We start from the raw sequence: 21,057 nt of genomic DNA on the forward strand, positions 1-21,057 counted from the left end.
CACGAATTTTGAGAACGAGCGGCCCGCCAATTAAGGCGAACGCTGCTCGTCAGATGTTCTTGTATGATTGGTTCAATTCTCGATCGTGGGTGATTTTTGCAGACTTTGAACAAGCGCCCGTGCCTCTTCGATCTGGGGCCGAGTATCGGCTGCGCCTGCTACCGATACTGCTTTACGAAACTGTTCAAGCGCATCCTGCGGACGGTTTTGGCTGATGTATGCCTGACCCAAGTGGTACTGAACGATAGCATCCTCTGGTAGCCCCTTCGCCGCAGCTTCAAGATAAGGTAGGGCTTCGGCGCTGTTGTCACGCCGGTGAAGGATCCACCCAAAGGTATCCATCAATGCCGGGGCATTGGCCTCGCGAAATCTACGTGCGATGCTCCAGGCGCGGTTCAGGCTTTCCTCATCCTCGCGATAGGTCGCAAGCAGGCTTGCCAGGTTGTTGGCGACGACAATCGAGTTTGAATTGTCTTCATAGAGCGCTTGGTAGATATCAATCGCCCCATCAATGTTCCCGTCCCTTTCGGCCAACGATGCTTTTGCCCAAAGCAGCTCTGGGTTCTTGGGCAGGTGGTCGAGGCCCTCGTCGATGGTAGCCTCGGCTGCATCGGGATCGCCCTGCCTTAGCTCCAATCGGGATAATTCAAGCCAGATTCTGGGTCGGATCGGATTTGTCGCAAGAAGATCACGGTAAAGGGTCGCGGCCGCATCCAGATCACCATTCGCGACTTGGGTCGAGGCCAGCACGAAGTCCAGCGTTTCGTCGTCGGGGTTTTCGTTTTTCAGCGCCCGCGCGAGGGCGAGGGCACCGGTTTTGTCCTTTATATTTAGCCTAGCGCGAACCAGACCGATTTTCGTGGCGAGGTTGGTTTCAGCGCCTGTGGCCAAGTCGTCAAGGAAAGACAAGGCCGAGTCGATACCACTCTGTCCACTAAGCCGTTCGGCCTCTATCCCGTTGGCCGCTTGAATCGCTGCATCGCTTCCAATGCGACGCAGGGTGCCGACGACACCTTGGACGCGATTGAAATCTTCCGTTTGCAGATAGAGCTGACCCAGTGTGATCAAGATATCGGTATTGGTCGGGGCAAGCCGCAGAGCCGCCACCAGGATATCCTCGGCCGGGAGATAGCGCTTTTCTCCCATCAGCAATTGGGCATAGCGAAGCGTTTCCGTTGGAGCGTTGCCGGACGCTTCCACCGCTTGTGCGTAAAAATCCTTGGCCAGTCCGGGCTGACCGGCGCGAGAGTATGCGTTGGCGATCAGGGTCATCGCCGCAGCGTCTTGTGGATTCTGGTCAAGTGCGGTCCGAAGCGCGCCGGTCGCAGCGTCGGTGTCGTCCGCTTCAATTTGCCAGGCGGCCTGCATTTTGAGCGCGTCTGGCTGGGTTGGCTGTTCGGTCAGAACTTCCTCTACCAGTGTCCGGGCACCTACGTTGTTGCCCGTGGCAAGAAGCATCTTGGCAAGCGTTATCTTGAGATCGAGCGACTGATCTGATGGCTCGGCTTTCGACAGCACGTCCTGAAGGGTTGCGATGGCTTCGTCGTGATTTCCGAGCGAGAATTCGAACCGCGCTTCAATAATCTGGAATGGCACTGGATCAGCGCGTTCCGAGAGAGCCTTGCTGATCTCGGCGCGAACATCCTCGGGGTCACGGAATTCCGCCAGAAAGCGGATCAGATCAAGTGCCGGACCGGGATCTTCAGAGCCGGAGGCGACCACCAGATCGCGCAATACGCCCTCTGCCGCATCCAGATTATTCCGCGAAACGTAGTATCGGATAAGCGTTTCTCTGTTCGATGGATCATCGGGGAAAATTTTCATCATCTCGCGCAGTTGCGCCTCGACAGCGGTCTCATCGCCAATCGTTGACAATACTCGAAGGCGCTCTTGATAGTGGCTAAGCTTTGTGGGGTCGAAATCGATCATCCAATCGATTTGTGCCAGTGCTTGCGTATAATCCTGCTCGCGAAGTGCGTTATCTATAAGAGTGTTACGCAACAGCACGTTTTCCGGTTGATCGCCAAGCATATCGCTGGCCTTGCTTGCAAGACTGCGACGGGTAGCTGCGTCATTATCGTTAATCGCAACCCGGTAACTCCGTACCAGAGCGATGGCCTTTACGCGCGGATTGTCTGGTGCCAATTCCTCGGCGCGGGAACTATGGCGATCGAACTCGTCCCAGCTTCCCGAGGAAAAAGCCATTTCGGAAAGGATAATGCGGCTGTCAAGATCATCGGGAAACGTCTCGGCGAGGCGAAGATACTGACGATAGGCCCCTTGCCGGTTGCCTTTTTCCAACAGCAGTTCCGCCAGCGTTTGACGCGCAGCCTTGTGAGTGGCGTCCAAGGTAACGGCATTACGCAGCTCGACCACAGCGCGGTCGATATCTTTTTCAGAGATCAGGACAAGAGCGCTTTGATAATGTTGTTCTGCGCGTTCTTCGACTGAATCGCAGGCGGATAAAAATAGAGCGCTGCTCAATAGAATGACAGCCGACACCAGGTTTTTGAGGGCGCGCACAGAAAAAGTCCTTAATAATGAATCATTTCGCGTCAGGAACCGAAAATTGGCCCTGTGTTGTTTGTCGCTGAATTCTAGCCGGTCGGCAAGGCCTTGGTGCCGATAGGAGACTTAGGCGAAAATATTGATGCCACACGACCGGTTTCAAGAATTTCTGCCCGCGCTCGCGGTCACGTTACTGCCGTCCATACCAGTGACCCCCTTGGTTTCGCTCAGGACGGTGTTGCGCTCTGATAGACCTGCGCCCGAGTCTTTCCCCTAGTAACCGCGAAAGGCCGACAGGTTGGGCCGCCCGTCGTCTGAATAAATTCGTTCAGCGGCCCCAACACAGCGCTGGTTCATTGGCTGGCCACAAATTGCGGGGTAGGAGGGAGATAAACCAGCTTGCTATAAACTTGCTGAACTCGACGAGATCGATGCGCAGTTTATTATAGTCGGCAGGGGAATCCGAAATCACCCGCACGACGGATATAGGAGCGATGGTGTGTTGCAACGCAATCGATGCCCGCGCCATATGTGGTTGAGAGGTGATAAGAGTGACGGCCTGGATATCCGGCTGAACATCCAGCCAGCATCCCGCTTCAAGCGCGTTCTCAAGCGTTGTATGTGCGTCCGGCGCAAGGACCAGTTTGCCCGTCGCAATCCAGTCGGTTTGCTGGTCGGTAAGTCCGAATTGCGCAGGAAAGCGTGCGGGCTCAAGCCCCGCATCGCCATTCACGCCAGTGATAAACAGTCTATCGACCCTGCCCGAAGAAAGCATCTCGAGACCTGATCGAATGCGATCAAAGTCACCCGTGAAAACGATTGCGGTAGAGGGTATGTCACTGCTGAGCTCGTAAGGTTCGGATCGCGACATGAAGTCGATCAAGAGAAGCCCGATAATGACTGCTGCGATGCCAACCACCGCAAGCAGGCGGAAAAACAGCCCAATAATGGCAGAAATCACTGACAAAAGATGCCACCCTTCGAATACGGTCTCATTCTTTTCCACTCTCTAACTCGAATGTCATCGCAGAGATTGGAGAGGAGACAACTCCGTCTCCCGTGATGCGGTACGCGGGCGCTATCGTCAAGATGGCCCGAAGAAAATCGTTAAAGCCGCCAACCCCATTAGCGTGGAACCAATCGCACTATGGGCAGCATAGTTTGCAGTGTGGTTATTTTTTGGCCAAACGGACGTTGCCCGGGTCGGCGCCCTGAGGATGGCGCGCCTGAGAAGTGTGCGTGGAGATTTAACATCGAATGTTGCAGCCAAGCCCTCAGGTACGGCGGCGCGCCATGTAATCAAGAAGCAAGGCACCAATCCAACCACCGAGGAATCCTCCTAGATGAGCTTGCCAGGCAAGTTGGCCGGACATTGCCCACCACATAACAAGGTTCAATGCCACAAGGAGCGCGATAACCTTCGCGACATCTTCTATTCCTTCCCGAACGGTGTACCGGTCCATGTATTCCCAGGCCAAAAGCGTACCTAGCAAACCAAACAATGCACCCGATGTGCCGACCATGGGGCGAAGGCCCGGGGCCAACAGAGCGAAACCCGCGGCACCGCTCAGGCTCGAGGCAACATACAGAAAGGTAAATGTCCCGATGCTTGCTCGCTTCAGTATTGCACGGCCTAAGGACCAAAGGCTGATCATGTTCACCGAAAGATGTACCAAACCGCCATGCAAAAAGGCGTAGGTGACGAACATCGCATACGGCTGCGCGAGATAATTGGGTTTCCAGTTCCCAAGTAGCCCGGGCCAAAAGGCGCCGTAATCATAGGCCAGTGGACGCAAACGGACAGGCCCGAGCGCGCCAGAGTCAGCAAGGCTCAAGGTGATCTCGATCACGCAGTACACAGCAATCATGCTGTAAAGGAACAGATTTTTCGGTTTCAGCGCGGTCTCCAGCGTCTGGGTGGCAACCGGACGCCGAAGTTGCCTCTGTTTCGCCCGATACATGATCTTCTCCACCTAAGTGACGTGGTATGCAACCCGCACGAAGCTTGGTTACACATAGTACCGAGGAAAACACCCCCAGCTAGCCGACGCGAGCCTTATTCTAGCCTTATTTTCACCTTATTCTGTTGACAGCGCGGGTTTCGAAGCGATAACGTCATAGAAGGTAAAACTATTTTTAGAATCGCCTGCTGTGTAAATTAAGCATTCACAGCGGTATTATTGGGGGAAGTTATTATGAATATGAAGTTTTCGTTAACACTAGCGGCGCTTGTAGCGTTTGCGGCACCAGCCGCAATGGCCGCCACAATTGTGGTGGATGATTTTACCACCCCGGGAGCTGTTTTCTCCAATGGTGGCGGTAACCCGGACACGGCAGCATTTGCTGGACCCGGCATTCTCGGTGGTGAACGTTATATGTGGGTTTCTACAGATACGTTTCCTGCTCCAGCCTTCGGCACTCAGTTTGAGGCATCCGGCGGTGGGTTGAACTTTACCAACGGCACCGGTGCAAGAGGGCAAGCGGTTCTCGTATACGATGGCCCAGGAACAGCGGCAACTACTACACCGTTTACGTTTAAAGACCTTCCGCAGCCGCCCTTTGCCAGCAGTACTTCTGCTGATATCCCGGTCAATGTAACCGGTCTGGGGGGTGTGGATTTGCTCGCCGTTGGCGGTACAACTGCAAATACCAAGTTCTCATTCGAACTCAACAGCTTCGACGCTGGAGGCTCTCTTGATTTCTACGCTTATGCGTTCGATCAAAGCGGGCGAATTGCAACCTACTTCGAGAATTTGACCAACCCCGGCGGTCAGATCAGCTTCAGCACCGATCTGCGCTTGAATGAATTCAATGATCCTTCCGGGATTGATTGGACTGACATCGGCGCACTTGCTTTCGCTGTTGAGTCCCGCACATTTGAATTCGATGGAGCAATCGGTTCGATCAGTGTCGTACCGCTTCCAGCTTCCGCATTCCTGCTTCTTGGCGGATTGGGCGGCCTTGCCGGTATGTCGTCGGCAGCAAGACGCCGTCGTCGTCGTCAGGCCTAAGTCACAAAAATTTAACCCGGGACGAAACGCCCCGGGTCAGATATCAAAGAAGCCACGGCAAGCATCGCTTGTCGTGGTTTTTTCGTTTGGCGGCGCTGATGCTTTGGCACCCCTCCGTCCCAAACACGCAGCGTGCCGGACCGACCCGATAGCTGGCAAGCCCGAAGTCCATGCATTTGAATGCTCACGAATCACAAGTCGGCGGATTGTTCCCAATATCTTTTTATTTGCGCGAGATCTCGCTGAACGTTTGCCATAATGCTCGTGCAAACGTCATCGCAATGCTATCAACCCGAGACACCAATTTAATACAACCATACGCAGTGATGAAAGGACGAGCAATGCTCACGACCGGCCGCGCAATAATGTTATCAAGCCGCAGACATGATCGAGAGCGACGTTGTTTTACTGGAGTTTCGGCAATTCTAATCTCACGTACCGAGACCTGCGCCCAGTATGAACCTGAGACAACTCTTGCGTTTAGAAGATTTTGAAATGATTCGTATTCTAAATAACACGGGAAGCGCGGAAACAACTTGCAAGCGAAAAATCCGTTTTTTGCCCTATTAATGCCCAACTTTGTTGTGAGCTTAGGTTCAACAACCTTTTATTGGACACTTGAGAAGAATGGAAAGCATGATGAACGGACTGAACCCTACCCGTGCGCGCCTTTTGGAAACCTTCGGCCTGGATGTAGAACTGACCCGGGGCGATGGCTGTAAGCTTTACGATGCCGCAGGACGTGAGTACCTCGATTTTCTATCGCAGTATGGCGCGTTGCCTTTTGGTCATAATCCCTCCCAGATCTGGAAGGCACTGAACCTTCAGCAAGAGGCTATGCAACCTGTTATGGTACAGCCTTTGCGCGCCGTCGGAGCAGAGCGTTTGGCCAACCGGCTGGCCAGCATTACCCCACATGATCTTAGTGTGGTTTCGTTGGCTAATTCTGGTGCCGAAGCAGTCGAAGCCGCGATCAAGCTTGCACGTGCTCGAAGCGGTCGGGATATCATTCTCTCCACTCACAACGGGTTTCACGGTAAGACCATGGGTGCCTTGTCCGCGACAGGTAAGCCGATGTACCAAAAGGACTTTGGCGGACCGGCTCGAGACTTTGAATATATCGCATTTGGCGATATTGAGGAACTCGAAGCTAAGCTCGAAGCCGACCATGGCTCTATCGCCGCGTTTATTGTGGAGCCGATCCAAGGCGAAGGCGGGGTGGTCTGCCCGGCTGACGATAGTTATCTTAATGATGTCATCGCACTTTGCCGCAAGTACGGCGTGCTGAGCATCATCGACGAAATCCAGACCGGGTTAGGCCGGACTGGCCGACTTTTTGCGTGTGAGGAATGCGAACAAGCACCGGATATGCTGCTGCTCGGTAAAGCATTGGGCGGAGGTTTGATGCCAATTTCTGCCGTTGTTGTCAGACCTGAGGTCTGGGATGATCGCTTCGGTTTCCTACATAGCTCGACTTTTGCGAACAACAACCTTGCCTGCGCGGCAGCTAATGCGACATTGGATCTTATTCTTGATGATGACAGAGCCTTTATCAAAGATATCGCGCAAAACGGTGACTATTTCCAAGAACAGTTGGAAGCACTCAAGGATCGTTATCCCGGGGTATTGATCGACGTTCGCGGAAGGGGTTACATGCGCGCCCTCGAGTTCCGTAAACCGGTAGAGCGCGCCGATTCAGCATCGATGGCATTTTGCGGATTAAACGGCGGATTTATCGGGCTGTTGAGCTCGTACCTTCTTAACGTAGAGGGTGTGTTAACGGCTCCTGTCTTCAATGATGCCAAAGTAATGCGTTTGCAGCCGCCCCTTATTGCGGGTCGTGCCGAAATCGACCGGTGCATTTCCGCGCTGGACTCCGTATGCGGCGTGCTGAACCGTGGTGATTACCACATGCTCATGCGGCACCTTGTGACGCCTGAGCGGCGGGAACAACTGGAACACACAGCACCCACTGCGCCTCAGCAGGGTCCGGCCCGCGACGTGCCGGGATCTGCTCCAGGCAGATTCTGTTTCCTTATCCATTACACGCAGGAAGCGGATCTTTTGCGTTCCGATCCATCCTTCGCAAACTTTACTGCCGAAGAACGATCCACGTGGCTTGAATGGGTGAAGCGGGTTGGACCCGGGTTCGCATGGCCGGTATCAGGGGGCACCTCGCGCGACGGAAGCACGACCGAAGGAATGATCATGTCCGTCCCGCTCTTGCCTACCGACATGATGGGGAAAGGCCGCAGAGAAGCCCGAGGCATGATCCAGGCCTCGGCTGGCATCGCCGCCGAATTTGGCGCAAGTCGACTAGGTCTTGGGGCGTTTACGTCAATCGCCACCAATGGAGGTGCCGCAGTAGCTGGCCGCGGCGTGCCGGTCACCAGCGGCAACACCCTAACCACCGTGTCTGGCGTGACGGCGCTCGAACGGGCTGCATGGCGTGCCGGTATTGATCCGGCCACCGCGAATGTTGTCGTCGTCGGCGCTACCGGAGCAATTGGTCGGTTGGCAAGCCTGATGCTCGCCCGCCGAGCAAATCAGCTAACCCTGGTAGGGAACGCCAGCAACAGGCAGGCTCAGCAATTCCTGGACCGCGTCACGGATGAAGTGGTGCACATGCTGTCGAACGAGCACCCGTCTCCAAGCGCAGGGGGATTGAACCGTTGCGTACGCGAATATCTTGAACCGCAAGGTGATGAGATGACCAAGGGTGTGGCAAATGAATTCGCTCGTGCCTGTGCCGAACGCGGCAGATCCGTTCCCATTACCGCGACCACGGATTTGAGCAAAGCGCTCGCGACCGCAGATCTGGTGCTGGTGGCGACCAGCGCAGAGGTTACTTTCCTCGATCCGACGCAACTGCGTCCCGGCACAGTCGTATGCGATGTGGCGCGCCCCCCGAACGTGGCACATGCCGATCTTACGGAAAACGGGGTGCTCGTTTTCGACGGTGGCTTGGTCACACCCCCATTCCCGGTAAACCTTGGACCTTTCCAGAACCTCCCGGAAGATCTTTGCTGGGGCTGTCTCGGCGAGACGATGCTGTTGGCGCTTGAAGGCGAGACCGATGATTACAGTCTGGGACGCGACCTGAGCCTTGTGGACGCTGACCGTATATCAGAAATGGCCCGCCGCCACGGCTTTGAGCCTGCCGAGCCACAATGGTATGGTAAATCATTGACCGATAGCGATTTTAAGCGTGTGGCAATGGCAGTAAGCCAGCGACGGAAAGCAGAGTATCGCTCCAAGAAGTCTGCGAAAATTTGGGCGGCAGAATAATAATCCATTTCAATATGGCAACCGTCTTGTTCATCGGCACACAGGCAGCCTGAACATCTACCTCCAGGAGGACGAAGAAGCCAAGACCTTGGATTTAGCCCGCTCACTCCGTGTATCTATCTCGCGCGGTAGAATTTCACGGAGACTGACCGCTACTCACTTTGGCACCACTGCTGTTGTCGCATAAGTTTACGTCAGTAGCCGGAAGCATATGAACCATAAACCGTGCGACGCTTGTGGTAGCTTCCCAGACGACAAATGCTCCCAGTGGACGATAGCGAATGGCGAGGGCGGCACGACGATAGCTGGGAACAGTCACATAGTTTCGGGAAGCGGAATAGTATCGAGATAAATCGCTGTTGAGCATGACCCCCTTTTGTCCCGTCCGAGAAGTGAATGGCGACGACGCGGCTTGTAGAAGCGCTTATACAACCAAAGATCGCCATCTCAGCTTGCCGCCTGTAATCGAAAACCCCCTCCAGATCAGTGCGGCCGTGACGGTTTTGAAGAAGGTGAGGAGGATCAGAAAACAGGCCGGGGGTCCGTTGTCCGTACGTAAACTGGCTGCGGTATTCTAACAACTTCCTTCACCGCTCAATGAGGCTCTGAGTTCCTGCCAGCGCGATACCCTTTGATTGCATTGGCCCGAATTTGTCGGAGACCATAAACACAACCAAGAATGATGGTTATGACATAAAGCAAAATAGCTGTTCGCCAGATGCCCGCGCCCGGGCGGTCCTAACGGAGATCGGACATCGAGGCCCATACGAAACGCAGGCAGGCGGGATGGTGGGCGTTGGACGCATGACTGGCCGTTTTCCCAGACGTTGCGCGGATAGGTCAAGCAGCCGAGAAGACCAACGCCATGCGCGACGAAGTGACAGTCGAGAAACGTGATCTCATCAAGTCGTCTGAACGAGAGAACCGTGAACTGTCCCACCCGAATGAATTTCTCCGCTAATCATCGCCATATTTTGCGCCCCCCTCGCGCATGACATCATGCGTTGCTGGGCAGCGGACGGAAACTCGACCGCTCATTGAAACGGTAATTGCCTTAATAGAGGGGCAGCGCGCAACTTACGGCGTCGGGTCGATCAGCGGGGTGCGGCTGATTGCACCGTCAATATAGTTCCGCCACCTGGCACGCATCGCTGATCAAACTCACGCCTGGGCGAGGCATCAGCGGGATATGGAGCTGCGTTTCGAGATCAACAGGCTCCTGGATGAGAACGGCCGGATGATTGAGGTGCCCAAGTGTAGACGTCAAATGAAACGCGACGGCGTCGAGAGGTCCGGATGCGCAGTTAAAAGAGTGATGAAGCAAATCGGTATGCGGGGTGAACGCGTCATCTCGGACGGGGCGATCCGGGTTTGCGGCGTGTTGACCTTGATGGGGACCGACGAACTGGTTGATCTGATCGCGATTGGACAGAAATCTCTAAGCTTGGCGATGTGATGTGATGTGATGTGATGTGATGTGATGTGAATCGATTGATCATCCTTCCGCTTTTGCACAACACTGATCTGATCCAACAACCGGTGGTGAATCCGCTTCCCTGCTTCAGCGTTTTCAGGGAGTTGGAATAGCCTGATCGTTACGTCAGAACCACTTGACGCAAACGCTGCGCTGATCACATTGATTTCTCCATACTGACCTGCCACTGAACTTTCACCCAGCTGGAACCGGAGCGCTTTGGGTTGATACGCCGATTAGCGCAGGTTGCGGTGAGCAGCCCGTCGGCGGAAGTCCTGGACTGGTAGGAACCATCTTGCGATCCGCCCCGACAAAGCGGCAGGCCAGATTGACCTGTAGAGGTGCAACTGCCTCTCGCTTTACGGCGGGCCTTACCGTACTTTTTTCCGCAGTTCCTTCATCGCTGCCGCCACACGTCGACGTCAAAGCATAGGATGTCCCTACCGACATCCCGAGCTTGCGGCACAGATCGGCAGACTTTGCACCCGCCTAATGCTCGGTCAGAATGCTCATGGCCTGTTCTTCGCTGTGTCTCGTTCGCTTCATCGTCCGTCCCTTCGTTGGGTAGGACTCTCGTTTCAAGTGGAGGAAATATCCCGAGGCAGGTCAATCCAACGCTTGGGTCCGATACGACCGACTGGGGCAAGTCAATCGAACGTCACATGCGAATGGAACTCTTACTCAAGAGCAAGCCGCGTCAGGATTGTTTCCCCGTCGGTTACCGGACGCGGCACCGACAGGGTATTTTTAGGGGCGGCTTCAGGCAAGTTTTGCGGCCATCTCCACAAGGCGGCGGGTTTGGTGCCCGATGGCGTATTTTACGTCTTCGGAAAATTCCGCGCCCTGTGTGTGGCTATAGCCATAGGGGTTACCACCGGTCTTGAAAATCACCTCATCGGTGTAGCCGGGAACAACCACAATCGCCCCCCAATGCATCGCCGTGATGTAAAACGAGCTGAGCGTGGTTTCCTGCCCACCATGAGCGTTCTGTGCAGACGTCATCGCTGAGATCGGCTTGTTCGCGAGCGCCCCCTTGCTCCACAGCCCGCCGAGCGTGTCAATGAAGGCGCGCATCTGGCTGGCCATCACGCCAAAGCGGGTACCGGCAGAGACGAGATAGGCGTCAGCCCATTCCATATCTTCGACGGATGCCTCTGGGATATCAGCCGTCGCGTCGGCATGGGCTTTCCATGCGGCCTGACTATTGACTGCTTCGGCAGGTGCGGTTTCGCGAGCTTTAAGCAGACGCACGTCGGCACCTGCGGCTTTAGCTGCTTCCATGGCGATGGTAGCCATCTGGTGATTGGTACCATAGCTGGAATAATAGACTATTGCGAGTTTGACAGTCATTTTCTTTCTCCTTGAGATTTAATGACGAATAACTGAAGTATTGCTTCTTTCGGCGATGTCGAACGAAAACTGTTCCGGCGTGCAAGGCCGTGATTTCCAACCCTCTGACCAAGCGGCAGTTCCAAAAGGCCAACATGAACACCCCGCGGGCGAGCAACCAGCTTTCGTTCCTGCATCACCACAGGGTCGACCAGCGCAGCTTGCCTGTGCCGCGCCAGTATTTTCGGCTGAGCTGATAGCATCGGCAGATGTGCTGGCGCGGAACTCCGTGATCAGCGCCTTGAACTCATCGTCGGGCTCATGGATTTCCGGGCCATTGGCTTTTACCGCTTTGATCGCCGCGCCGCGCCGCATGGCTTCATACATCTCGGCAGTGGTCGCAGACACGGTGCCAATCCGACGCATCAGGTTGGCAAGGCTGACAACGGCACGCATCTTTGTACCTGCCATATCAGCGGTCGAGGTCACATCTGGCTTGCATAGGATGCAGTTAAGGGCAGTCGATGAGGTCAGCCGCAGTTCGACTTTGTTGTTCTCATGGTCGGGAGGTCACTGCGGGCAATTCGACAACTGCTGTTCTGTCACGGCGGCAGATTAGGTGTTCAAACCGTGGTTGGACACTGCCGGTATAAACCGCAACTGACATTCCTTGTGGGTGCGCGTGTTGAACACATGCGTGCGCAGCCGATCTGATTGATGTTCTTACTCAACATGTCGGGGTCATGACTCCAGCATCATGAGCGTCTCGTCAGAGACCGGCGCCAAAATGATCCCGGCCATCGTATCCGCGAGATTTGACCGCGCGGACGGCTGACCCCAAAGATTTTTCCAGACTTCCTGATCTTTTGCCGCTGCTTCCATGGATGCACCTGCCGAAAGTCCAAACATAAGGGTAAGCATCATTCGCTGACGCAAGATCTCTGGCGGCATATCGGGTGCCAAGCTTCGGATGGCCGCGAAACAGCGGCGTGTACCCCGGTCCTGGCCCGCAGTCGCTTCAAACAATAACTCACGACGGCTTATCATGACGGATGTAAAGAACCGCAGGCCATAGGCCTGTTCTTTGGGCGACAGGTCACCGCTTTCCGGGAGTGTGGGTATCATGATCTCTGTCACGTCACGGACAGATTTCGGCCCCCCCTTGGCCTCAAGAGCGTCCAATCGTTGATTGTTGCCAGCATCGAGTATCTTACCAACGTCCTGAACCAGTTCGCGAATTAGTGCGTCGCGGGACGGGAAGTGATAGGTTATCGAGCCGTTTTTCTTTTGTCCTGCCGCAAGCTGGATGTCTCGGATAGACACGTTTTCCACACCGTTTTCAGCAAAAAGTTTCAGCGCGGCCTCTTTCAGTTGATTGCGTGTCCGCTCACCTTTTCTAAGGTTACCTTTTTCATCCATTCGCTTACCTCTTGAGCCGCGTCTGCTGTCAAAATTATCAACAAAGCGCGGCTGAAAAAAGGGGTGGGGTCATCATGCCGTATTGACCAGGCATGCGGCACGTCGGTTTTGTCGTGGGCTGGTTACAGGGACCCCGCGTACCGGCGCATGACGGTTACGCCTGGGATAAAATGTGGATCTTGCTATCCGCAACCATGCCTTTGGTTTGGGCGCTGTAGTCTTTCATATGTGGCGATACGGCGTGCGCACCAAGCGCCTGCATGCTCTCCCACTGTTCAATAACTACAAATGTATCTGGCCCGAATTCGGTCTGCATGGGGCCTGCATTCTGGGTGTCGGTTGTCGCTTCGTATGCGATGCAGCCCTTTTCCGCTTTGACCGTGGGGACGTTCTTGTTGAATAGGTCCAGAAGGGCTGCGCGCTGGCCCGTTTTGGCTTTGATTACGGCGATAACGTGGACGTTGGGCATGGTTGGTGCTCTCCGTTTTATAGAGGTTCAAGTTGTTAGGCGAGGGTTAGGTTCGCTCCGCTTTGCTACGGCGCGATACCAGAATTACATTTTCCTGATAAAAGTAAAGCAGTGCTTGAATAAAAATCAAGCATCGCGTAATTATGAGAGGGCCAAGGTTTTTGTGGAGGATTCCTGGCCGTATAGGGCACCTTGATACCGTGCTTTGGGAGGGGATGATGGTTCACAGCTGCAAGCGGAATGCTGAGATATCTGACGACGACGGGGTATCTCTTGATCTGAGACATGGTGCGGTATCGCCGTGAAACACCCATCTCACATTGCGAAAATCGCACCTGATAAAATTGCCTATGAGATGGCAGGCAGTGGCGAAACCCTGAGTTTTGCGCAGCTTGACAGCCGCTCTAACCAGGCAGCGCATGGCTTTCGAAAGCTTGGAGTGAAATCGGGCGAAAATATCGCGTTGCTGTTTGAAAACTGCCTGGATTTTGTCGTTCTGACATGGGCTGCGCAGCGCTCGGGTGTGTTCTACACCGCCATAAGTTGTCATCTCACCGCTGACGAGATCAGCTATATTGTTGGCGATTGCTCGGCCAAAGTGCTGGTTCTGTCTTGTAAATATGCAGAGCTGTTGCCGGTGATCCAAGGCGCTTGCCCGGAAGTCCGGATTTTTGTGAGCAGGGGTACGGACGATCCGGAACTGGATTGGGACGTTTTTACGCGCTCACTGCCCACAGGTCCGATCAGCGACGAAACGGTGGGCACCGATCTGTTATATTCCTCTGGCACGACGGGGCGGCCCAAGGGTGTGGTGCGCGAATTCACCCGTCAGCCCATCGACACGGTGATACCTCCGCTGATGACGGTGCTGTGTGAAACGATGGCGCACATGGATGACCAGAGCGTCTATCTGTCGCCGGCCCCACTTTATCATGCGGCACCTTTGCGCACATCGATGATGGCGGTCATGCTGGGTGGCAAGTCAATCGTCATGGAGCGGTTTGATGCTGGGGAAATGCTGCATTTGATCGAGAAGCATCAGGTGACGCATACCCAGGTCGTACCCACAATGTTCGTACGGATGCTCCGTCTGTCCCTCGCTGAACGCGAGGCATGTGATCTATCTTCGCTAGAGGTGATTTTCCACGCGGCTGCACCTTGCCCGCAAGAGATAAAAAGACAGATGCTGGATTGGGTTGGCCCGATCCTGATCGAATACTACGCCGGGTCAGAGGCCAATGGCGTGACCGTTTCGACCTCGGAAGACTGGCTGAAATATCCGGGCACCGTGGGGCGGTCGCTTATTGGTGGAATCGTGGTGGTCGACAAGAATGGAGATGAGCTTCCCGCTGGAGAGATCGGTGATGTCTATTTCGACAGCGGTATAGAATTTTCCTATCGCGCAGACCCCGATAAAACCGCCAAGGCGTATTTGCGCCCGGGCTGTTCCACGCTGGGGGACGTCGGCTATGTGAACAAGGAAGGTTTTCTGTTTCTGACAGACCGGGCGTCCTACACGATCATTTCCGGCGGCGTGAACATTTACCCGCAAGAAACCGAAGATCTGCTCGCCTGCCACCCTGACGTTGCGGATGTCGCGGTATTTGGCGTTCCCAACGAAGAAATGGGCGAAGAGGTCAAGGCGGTCGTGCAACTTGAGGAAGGCGTTGACCCATCGCCGGCAAAAGCTGAGGAGTTGATGGAGTTTTGCCGGTCTCGTCTATCTCGGATCAAGACCCCGAAAAGCATCGACTTTCGCCAGAAGTTGCCGCGCACACCAACGGGAAAACTGACCAAACGAAAGCTTAAGGACGAATATTGGAGCTGAGCCTCTGGGTTGGGCGGCTGACAGGCGGGTGCGGGACCCGACTGGTCTGATGACATGAATGGATCACCGAAAATGACGTTTACCATCGATAGCAGCCGGATGTCCGAACGGGCCTTGGATATCGCCAACCGCGTAGAGGGTTTCATTCACGAAAAGATCGTACCTTATGAATATGACGACCGCCGCAACAGCCATGGCCCGACGGAAGCGCTTGGCGACGAGATGAAGGACGCGGCCTGCCAGCCAGGGGTGATGACGCCTCATATCCTTGAGGACGGCACGCACCTGACCCACCGTGAAACCGCATGTGTGTTGATCCGGTCGGGTCTGCCGCCTGCGCGTCGGACTCATTGCATGCGCTGGCTCGGTGCGGCGATCCGCGCGAATGAGGTCGCGAGCGAGTATGCCAACCGCCGTATAGTATTGGCAAACCGCTGGTGGATCACGCGGGCGTCGGATTTATGTTGGCCGAGAACATGATCGACCTCAGGCAGGCCGAGCAGATGGTCTATTGGTGCGCGGACGTGCTGGATACGGGTGAGTTGGGTACGGTCGAAAGCTCCATGACCAAGGTGGCTGTGTCCGAGTCGCTGATGCGGGTCGCGGACCGATGCGTTCAGGTGATGGGCGGGCAGGGCGTGACCGGCGATACGATCGTCGAACAGGTGTTCCGCGAGGTGCGCGCGTTCAGGATCTATGACGCCCCGACCGAAGTGCACAAATGGTCACTGGCCAAAAAGGTCGAACAGGATTGGAAAAAGGCGCAGGGCGAATGAGCCATGTCTGTTTCGGTCTGAATTCAAACATTCTGAAAGCGGAGATATTCTGATGGCTCTTCATACGCGGGTCACCGAAATGCTGGGGATCGAAACCCCGATTGTACAGGGTGGCATGATGTGGGTCGGCACCGCCGAGATGGCTGCCGCGGTTTCGAATGCCGGGGGCCTTGGCATCCTGACAGCCCTGACCCAGCCGACGCCTGACGCCCTGGCCGCAGAGATCGAGCGCTGCAAAACCATGACGGACAAACCGTTTGGCGTGAACCTGACCGTGCTGCCATCGGTGAACCCGCCGCCCTACAGCGACTATCGCCGTGTGATCATCGAAGCGGGGGTCAAGATCGTGGAAACCGCAGGGGGGCGGCCACAGGAGCATGTGGAGGATTTCAAGGCCCATGGCATTACGATCCTGCACAAATGCACCTCGGTCCGTCACGCGCTTTCGGCGGTCAAGATGGGTGTCGATATCATCTCTATCGACGGGTTCGAATGTGCGGGCCATCCCGGCGAAGATGACGTGCCGGGTCTGGTTTTGATCCCTGCTGCGGCTGATCAGATTGATGTGCCTTTGCTGGCGTCAGGCGGGTTCGGCGATGGCCGCGGGCTCGCCGCCGCCTTGGCCCTGGGGGCCGACGGGATCAATATGGGAACGCGGTTCTGCGCAACGGTGGAAGCGCCGATCCATGAGAAGGTCAAACAGTTTTTGGTGGCGAACGGCGAACGGGACACCAACCTGATTTTCCGCGGTTTCAAGAACACTGGCCGCGTCGCCAAGAACTCGGTCTCTGACATGGTGGTCGAGATCGGGTCGAAACCGGGTGCCGAATTCGGCGATGTCCAACCCTATGTCTCTGGCGTCAAAGGCCGCGAAGCCTTGATGTCTGGCGATCTCGACAGAGGATTGATCTGGGCGGGGCAGGTGCAAGGGCTGATCAACGACATCCCCACCTGTGACGCATTGATCGCGCGGATCGTGGCAGACGCCGAGTCCATCATCTCTACACGGCTTGCACGACTGGTTGCGTAAGGGTCAACGGTTTGGGAAAGGGAAGTGCACAATGACTGAACTGGTACTACGCGAGGACAAAGACGGTTGGACCGTTCTGACGCTGAACAGGCCGGAGAAGTTGAATTCTCTGACCGTTGCACTGTTCAAGGAGCTGCGACAACATATTATTGATCTGCGCGATGATGACGCGATCCGTTGCGTGGTCCTGCGCGGCGCGGGCAAGTGTTTCTCGGCGGGCCATGACCTTGGCGATATTGCCGAAGGGGAGGATGTACCGTCTGCGGGGTGGCACTCCGAGACCTTGCGCCTGATGGAAAAACTGCCAAAGCCCGTGATCGCAGCAGTGCACGGACATTGCTATACCGGCGCGCTCGAAGTGGCGCTGGCCGCTGATTTCATCGTCGCGGCCGATACCGCCCGTTTCGGTGATACCCACGCCAAATGGGCCCTGACCCCCGTCTGGGGGATGAGCCAGCGTTTGCCCCGGCGGGTGGGCGTTGCCACGACCAAGCGGTTGATGTTCACGGCAGATATGATCGATGCCAATGAAGCGGTACGGATCGGGTTGGCCGAATACGCGGTTCCTGCTGACGAATTCGACGCCGAAATCGAACGACTGGTCGCCCGCATCATCGCGAACTCCTCGTTCTCCCACGCTGCCAACAAGCAATTGCTTGAAGCGACAGACCTGCGTCCGATGGATGCGGGACTGCAATGGGAAGTGATGGAGAGCGCCGGCATCGGCCCGGACATGGCAGAGCGGATTGCGGCCTTCACCAAGAGATGAACCCGTGCGCTTCGGAATTTCCTTAGGAGAATTACAAAATGAGTAGCCAAACCAAACAGGAACTGGATGCATTCCGGGCGGAAGTGGCAGCCTATCTGGACACCGCCCCCACGGACGCGATCCGCGAAGCGGGGCGCAAAACCACCAGCGCCTTTGCACCGTTTGAACAAGGGGCAGCTTGGCAGGCCATTCTGAACGAAAAAGGCTGGGCCGCGCCCGATTGGCCCGAGGAATACGGTGGTACAGGCTGGTCCGCCGAGCAGCGCACTATTTTTGAAGAGGAATACCGCAAACGGGATTTACCCCCCTTGCTGCCGAACTCGCTCAAAATGGTGGGGCCGTTGTTGATCGACCTCGGGACGGAGGAACAGAAGGCCAAGTACCTGCCGCGGATCCTGTCGGGCGAGGATTACTGGACGCAAGGATATTCGGAACCGAACTCCGGTTCCGATCTGGCATCGCTGAAGTGCAGCGCGGTCGCGGATGGGGACGATTATATCATCAACGGCAGCAAGATCTGGACAACCTTCGCCCATAAATCGAACCGGATGTTCATGTTGGTGCGCACCAGCAATGAGGGCAAGAAACAACAGGGCATCACCTTTCTGCTGCTCGACAGGACCGACTTTCCCGGAATGGACGTTCGCCCGATCAAGGGGCTGGATGGCCATGCGGAATTTTGCGAGGTGTTTTTCGACAATGTCCGCGTGCCGCAATCCGGTCGGGTCGGTGCCGAAAACGAAGGGTGGAGCGTTGCCAAACATCTGCTCAAACACGAACGCAACGGATCGGCCAACAGCCCCGTTCTGGTCCGCTATCTGAAACGGATCACCGAGGCGGCGCAGGATGAAACATCCCCCTTTGGCGGCAAGCTGTCTGACGACCAGGTGTTTCAACGCGACCTGGGCGCATTGCACGCGGATGTCACGACGCTGGCACAGTTCGAGCGGCTGGTCATGGGCGGTCATGAGATGATCAACGATCCTGCGCTGCCTTCGATTGCCAAGACCATGAACTCGGAACTGATCCAGCGTGTGTCGGTGATGATGACGCGGGTGGCCGGGCTTGAGGGTCTGTCCATGCAGCTTGACGCCCTGGCCGTGGGGTCGGGGGTGGATCCGATGGGGAGCGAGCTGGATCTGATCTCCATGCCGTTTTACCTCAACAGCCGCGCGACTACGATCTACGCCGGCACGAATGAGGTTCAGCGCGACTTGATTGCGCGCAGCCTGCAGATCGCTTGAAAGGGTACTCAGATGGATTTCTCTCAGACCGACGAACAGAAGATGCTGCAAGAGAGCGTGAAGCGCCTTTTGGAGCGGCACTATGATTTCGAGACCCGTCAAAAAATGCTGCAATCCGGTCGCCCGTGGTCGCCCGAGGTTTGGGAGGCACTGGCCGAGATGGGTATTCTTGGCCTGCCTTTCGCCGAAGAGGTTGGCGGGTTCGGTGGGTCGATGGCGGATGTCGTCGCAGTGGCTGAACCCTTTGGGGCGCATCTGCTGATTGAACCTTATGTCTCTTCGATTTTATTGGCAGGACAGTGTCTGGCACAATCCGATAGCCCTGCCGCGCAAGCGCAACTTTCCAAAATCATAACGGGCGAACAAACGGCTGCCTTCGCCCATGAAGAAGGCAAGGGGACCGCGGATCCGGCACTTGTTTCATTGGCCGCAACCGAGGCGACGGAGGGATTCACCCTGAGCGGTGAAAAGCGGATGGTCCTTGGGGGCGCGCAGGCCGACGCGCTTGTCGTATCGGCACGAACGCGCGGCACGGCACCTGACAAGGATGGCCTATCCCTGTTTATGGTCGATCCAAAACAGCAAGGGGTCAGCATCAGATCTTTCGTCACCATTGATGGCCGCCACGCTGCGCATATCACTTTTGATGGGGTTCAAATTCCTTCCGACCGCAGGGTCGCCGACGATGCCCATAAGGTGCTGCAAACAGTGATCTCTAGGGCGATCGTCGCGCTCTGTGCCGAAGCCGTCGGTGCTATGGGGGCCTTGCTTCGACAGACAAGCGAATATGCATCGACGCGCAAGCAGTTCGGCGCGCCTATCGCGACGTTTCAGACCATTTCCCTCCGCTTGGCAGATATGAAGATCGCCTATGTGAAGGCCCGCTCCTGCCTGCTGTACACCACGGCGCTGATGGTTGCCGGACGGGCAGGCGCGCCGGATATTTCGATCCTGAAAGGGCAGATCGGCACATTGGGACGAGAAATTGGCGAAGCCGCGATCCAGACCCATGGCGGCGTCGGGATGACGGACGAGGTCAGCATCGGTCACTTTCACAAGCGCATTCTGACGATCAATGCGCTGTTCGGAGACAGTGAGTATCACTTCCGTGCGGTTGGCAAATCTCTCGCCACTGGCGGCGCGTAAGGGCGTAGTGCGGATGTGTGGCTATCCCACCTCCGCGACGTCAGCTGCGTGCCATTAGGCCGCCCAAGACGACCGCGATCATTTGCTCCGTATAGGAGCGGCGTATGTCGTCATCAACCCTATCGACACCGTGCATGTAGTTTAGCACTTCTCGGGACGAAAATATTTGGTCACATGCCCCGATGACGATGAAGTAGAAAAATTTATAGTCGACAGATTGGAATTCTCCCGCCGCCACACCTTCGGAAATCATCCGTTTGTAGGCGTCATGGATCGGCTCAATGTACGACTTTATCATGGTCCGTCTGACTTCTTCGGTTTCGTCGCGCATTGTCGCGGTCAGCAAACGCTGCAAATAAGGGTACCGGAAGTACATGTTGACGAGGCCCGAAAGGTGGTACCGCATCTTCGCGGTCGGGCGCATGTCCATCTCGACCAACGCCTCAAGCTGGGTCACCGCTTCCGCCAGATCGCGGTGAAGAAGGGCCCGCATCAAGCCGCTTTTGTTGCCGAAGTAGTACTTCACCAAAGCAGAGTTCACGCCTGCTTTTGCTGCAATATCAATGATTGGCACCAGCAACGTATCACGTTCGCACATAAGATTGATTATTAGAATTGATGCCACTGTAGCCGCAAAGCTAAAATGTCACCCATGAGCAATTCAGGAATGTCACTCTCCCTTCCGAGACTGAGGGAGATTGGGCATGGGATGGGTGGTTATGAGCGAGCGCGAGTTGAAGCGCGTGGAGGTTTTGGCGCAGGTCGA

The 21,057-nt window shown here is 55.8% G+C and carries 18 protein-coding genes and 1 other annotated feature; of the genes, 10 read left to right on the top strand and 8 right to left on the bottom strand.

Annotated features, from left to right (window positions below; genetic code table 11):
* Nucleotides 1-72: 72 nt before the first annotated feature.
* The 3 genes from AC13DE_RS05640 to AC13DE_RS05650 form a co-directional block, all read right to left on the bottom strand.
* The gene (locus tag AC13DE_RS05640) at nt 73-2,523 is read right to left on the bottom strand and encodes a tetratricopeptide repeat protein (RefSeq protein ID WP_483047314.1); all 2,451 of its coding nucleotides are present in this window, start codon (nt 2,521-2,523) and stop codon (nt 73-75) included.
* A gap of 313 nt (nt 2,524-2,836) precedes the next feature.
* Nucleotides 2,837-3,514, bottom strand: coding sequence for a YdcF family protein (locus AC13DE_RS05645; RefSeq protein ID WP_446306252.1), 678 nt, complete (start codon nt 3,512-3,514; stop codon nt 2,837-2,839).
* Nucleotides 3,515-3,782: 268 nt separating this feature from the next.
* Nucleotides 3,783-4,469, bottom strand: a complete 687-nt coding sequence (locus AC13DE_RS05650; RefSeq protein ID WP_483047315.1) for a rhomboid family intramembrane serine protease — start codon at nt 4,467-4,469, stop codon at nt 3,783-3,785.
* Nucleotides 4,470-4,703: 234 nt separating this feature from the next.
* On the opposite strand from AC13DE_RS05650, the gene AC13DE_RS05655 reads away from it, so the two are divergent.
* The 3 genes from AC13DE_RS05655 to AC13DE_RS05665 all read left to right on the top strand — a co-directional run bounded on the left by AC13DE_RS05655 (nt 4,704) and on the right by AC13DE_RS05665 (nt 10,263).
* A complete protein-coding gene (locus AC13DE_RS05655; protein WP_483047316.1) occupies nt 4,704-5,519 on the top strand; it encodes a hypothetical protein in 816 nt (271 codons plus the stop codon).
* Nucleotides 5,520-6,155: 636 nt separating this feature from the next.
* Nucleotides 6,156-8,807 (top strand): aminotransferase class III-fold pyridoxal phosphate-dependent enzyme, encoded by a 2,652-nt coding sequence (locus AC13DE_RS05660; protein WP_483047317.1) that lies wholly within the window; start codon nt 6,156-6,158, stop codon nt 8,805-8,807.
* A gap of 1,000 nt (nt 8,808-9,807) precedes the next feature.
* Nucleotides 9,808-9,927: a sequence feature (AL1L pseudoknot), on the top strand.
* 210 nt (nt 9,928-10,137) lie between these two features.
* The gene (locus AC13DE_RS05665; RefSeq protein WP_483047318.1) at nt 10,138-10,263 is read left to right on the top strand and encodes a hypothetical protein; all 126 of its coding nucleotides are present in this window, start codon (nt 10,138-10,140) and stop codon (nt 10,261-10,263) included.
* A gap of 777 nt (nt 10,264-11,040) precedes the next feature.
* Here the strand turns inward: AC13DE_RS05665 and wrbA are convergent.
* The 4 genes from wrbA to AC13DE_RS05685 all read right to left on the bottom strand — a co-directional run bounded on the left by wrbA (nt 11,041) and on the right by AC13DE_RS05685 (nt 13,498).
* Nucleotides 11,041-11,631, bottom strand: coding sequence for an NAD(P)H:quinone oxidoreductase type IV (gene wrbA, locus AC13DE_RS05670; protein WP_483047319.1), 591 nt, complete (start codon nt 11,629-11,631; stop codon nt 11,041-11,043).
* An 18-nt stretch (nt 11,632-11,649) separates the two neighbouring features.
* Nucleotides 11,650-12,066, bottom strand: coding sequence for a hypothetical protein (locus AC13DE_RS05675; protein WP_483047320.1), 417 nt, complete (start codon nt 12,064-12,066; stop codon nt 11,650-11,652).
* A 285-nt stretch (nt 12,067-12,351) separates the two neighbouring features.
* Entirely contained in the window at nt 12,352-13,029 is a 678-nt protein-coding gene (locus AC13DE_RS05680) for a TetR/AcrR family transcriptional regulator (protein WP_446306256.1), read from the bottom strand.
* A gap of 154 nt (nt 13,030-13,183) precedes the next feature.
* On the bottom strand, nt 13,184-13,498 hold the full coding sequence (locus AC13DE_RS05685; RefSeq protein ID WP_483047321.1) for a putative quinol monooxygenase: 315 nt from the start codon (nt 13,496-13,498) through the stop codon (nt 13,184-13,186).
* Between the two features lie 301 nt (nt 13,499-13,799).
* Between AC13DE_RS05685 and AC13DE_RS05690 the strand changes: the two genes are divergently transcribed.
* From AC13DE_RS05690 to AC13DE_RS05720, 7 genes are all read left to right on the top strand, one after another.
* Complete coding sequence (locus AC13DE_RS05690; RefSeq protein WP_483047322.1) at nt 13,800-15,326, top strand: acyl-CoA synthetase; 1,527 nt, start codon at nt 13,800-13,802, stop codon at nt 15,324-15,326.
* A 72-nt stretch (nt 15,327-15,398) separates the two neighbouring features.
* Nucleotides 15,399-15,806 (top strand): hypothetical protein, encoded by a 408-nt coding sequence (locus AC13DE_RS05695; RefSeq protein WP_483047323.1) that lies wholly within the window; start codon nt 15,399-15,401, stop codon nt 15,804-15,806.
* Entirely contained in the window at nt 15,788-16,102 is a 315-nt protein-coding gene (locus AC13DE_RS05700) for an acyl-CoA dehydrogenase family protein (protein ID WP_483047324.1), read from the top strand. Before AC13DE_RS05695 ends, AC13DE_RS05700 begins: the two co-directional genes overlap by 19 nt.
* A gap of 52 nt (nt 16,103-16,154) precedes the next feature.
* Complete coding sequence (locus AC13DE_RS05705; RefSeq protein ID WP_483047325.1) at nt 16,155-17,132, top strand: NAD(P)H-dependent flavin oxidoreductase; 978 nt, start codon at nt 16,155-16,157, stop codon at nt 17,130-17,132.
* Nucleotides 17,133-17,163: 31 nt separating this feature from the next.
* The gene (locus tag AC13DE_RS05710; protein WP_483047326.1) at nt 17,164-17,901 is read left to right on the top strand and encodes an enoyl-CoA hydratase/isomerase family protein; all 738 of its coding nucleotides are present in this window, start codon (nt 17,164-17,166) and stop codon (nt 17,899-17,901) included.
* A gap of 38 nt (nt 17,902-17,939) precedes the next feature.
* Nucleotides 17,940-19,145 carry an acyl-CoA dehydrogenase family protein gene (locus AC13DE_RS05715; protein WP_483047327.1) on the top strand — a complete coding sequence of 402 codons (1,206 nt, stop codon included), beginning with the start codon at nt 17,940-17,942 and terminating at the stop codon, nt 19,143-19,145.
* A gap of 12 nt (nt 19,146-19,157) precedes the next feature.
* Complete coding sequence (locus tag AC13DE_RS05720; protein WP_483047328.1) at nt 19,158-20,291, top strand: acyl-CoA dehydrogenase family protein; 1,134 nt, start codon at nt 19,158-19,160, stop codon at nt 20,289-20,291.
* Nucleotides 20,292-20,331: 40 nt separating this feature from the next.
* Here the strand turns inward: AC13DE_RS05720 and AC13DE_RS05725 are convergent, their stop codons facing one another.
* Nucleotides 20,332-20,889 (bottom strand): hypothetical protein, encoded by a 558-nt coding sequence (locus tag AC13DE_RS05725; RefSeq protein WP_483047329.1) that lies wholly within the window; start codon nt 20,887-20,889, stop codon nt 20,332-20,334.
* Nucleotides 20,890-21,057 lie beyond the last annotated feature (168 nt).

The organism is Sulfitobacter sp. L-8, assembly GCF_056859255.1.

What these genes read in the sequence shown, in the direction of transcription:
- AC13DE_RS05650 (WP_483047315.1), bottom strand. Translation starts at nt 4,469, where the DNA reads ATGTATCGGGCGAAACAGAGGCAACTTCGGCGTCCGGTTGCCACCCAG.
- AC13DE_RS05655 (WP_483047316.1), top strand. Translation starts at nt 4,704, where the DNA reads ATGAATATGAAGTTTTCGTTAACACTAGCGGCGCTTGTAGCGTTTGCG.
- AC13DE_RS05660 (WP_483047317.1), top strand. Translation starts at nt 6,156, where the DNA reads ATGATGAACGGACTGAACCCTACCCGTGCGCGCCTTTTGGAAACCTTC.
- AC13DE_RS05665 (WP_483047318.1), top strand. Translation starts at nt 10,138, where the DNA reads ATGCGGGGTGAACGCGTCATCTCGGACGGGGCGATCCGGGTTTGCGGC.
- wrbA (WP_483047319.1), bottom strand. Translation starts at nt 11,631, where the DNA reads ATGACTGTCAAACTCGCAATAGTCTATTATTCCAGCTATGGTACCAAT.
- AC13DE_RS05675 (WP_483047320.1), bottom strand. Translation starts at nt 12,066, where the DNA reads ATGCGTGCCGTTGTCAGCCTTGCCAACCTGATGCGTCGGATTGGCACC.
- AC13DE_RS05680 (WP_446306256.1), bottom strand. Translation starts at nt 13,029, where the DNA reads ATGGATGAAAAAGGTAACCTTAGAAAAGGTGAGCGGACACGCAATCAA.
- AC13DE_RS05685 (WP_483047321.1), bottom strand. Translation starts at nt 13,498, where the DNA reads ATGCCCAACGTCCACGTTATCGCCGTAATCAAAGCCAAAACGGGCCAG.
- AC13DE_RS05695 (WP_483047323.1), top strand. Translation starts at nt 15,399, where the DNA reads ATGACGTTTACCATCGATAGCAGCCGGATGTCCGAACGGGCCTTGGAT.
- AC13DE_RS05700 (WP_483047324.1), top strand. Translation starts at nt 15,788, where the DNA reads ATGTTGGCCGAGAACATGATCGACCTCAGGCAGGCCGAGCAGATGGTC.
- AC13DE_RS05705 (WP_483047325.1), top strand. Translation starts at nt 16,155, where the DNA reads ATGGCTCTTCATACGCGGGTCACCGAAATGCTGGGGATCGAAACCCCG.
- AC13DE_RS05710 (WP_483047326.1), top strand. Translation starts at nt 17,164, where the DNA reads ATGACTGAACTGGTACTACGCGAGGACAAAGACGGTTGGACCGTTCTG.
- AC13DE_RS05715 (WP_483047327.1), top strand. Translation starts at nt 17,940, where the DNA reads ATGAGTAGCCAAACCAAACAGGAACTGGATGCATTCCGGGCGGAAGTG.
- AC13DE_RS05720 (WP_483047328.1), top strand. Translation starts at nt 19,158, where the DNA reads ATGGATTTCTCTCAGACCGACGAACAGAAGATGCTGCAAGAGAGCGTG.
- AC13DE_RS05725 (WP_483047329.1), bottom strand. Translation starts at nt 20,889, where the DNA reads ATGTGCGAACGTGATACGTTGCTGGTGCCAATCATTGATATTGCAGCA.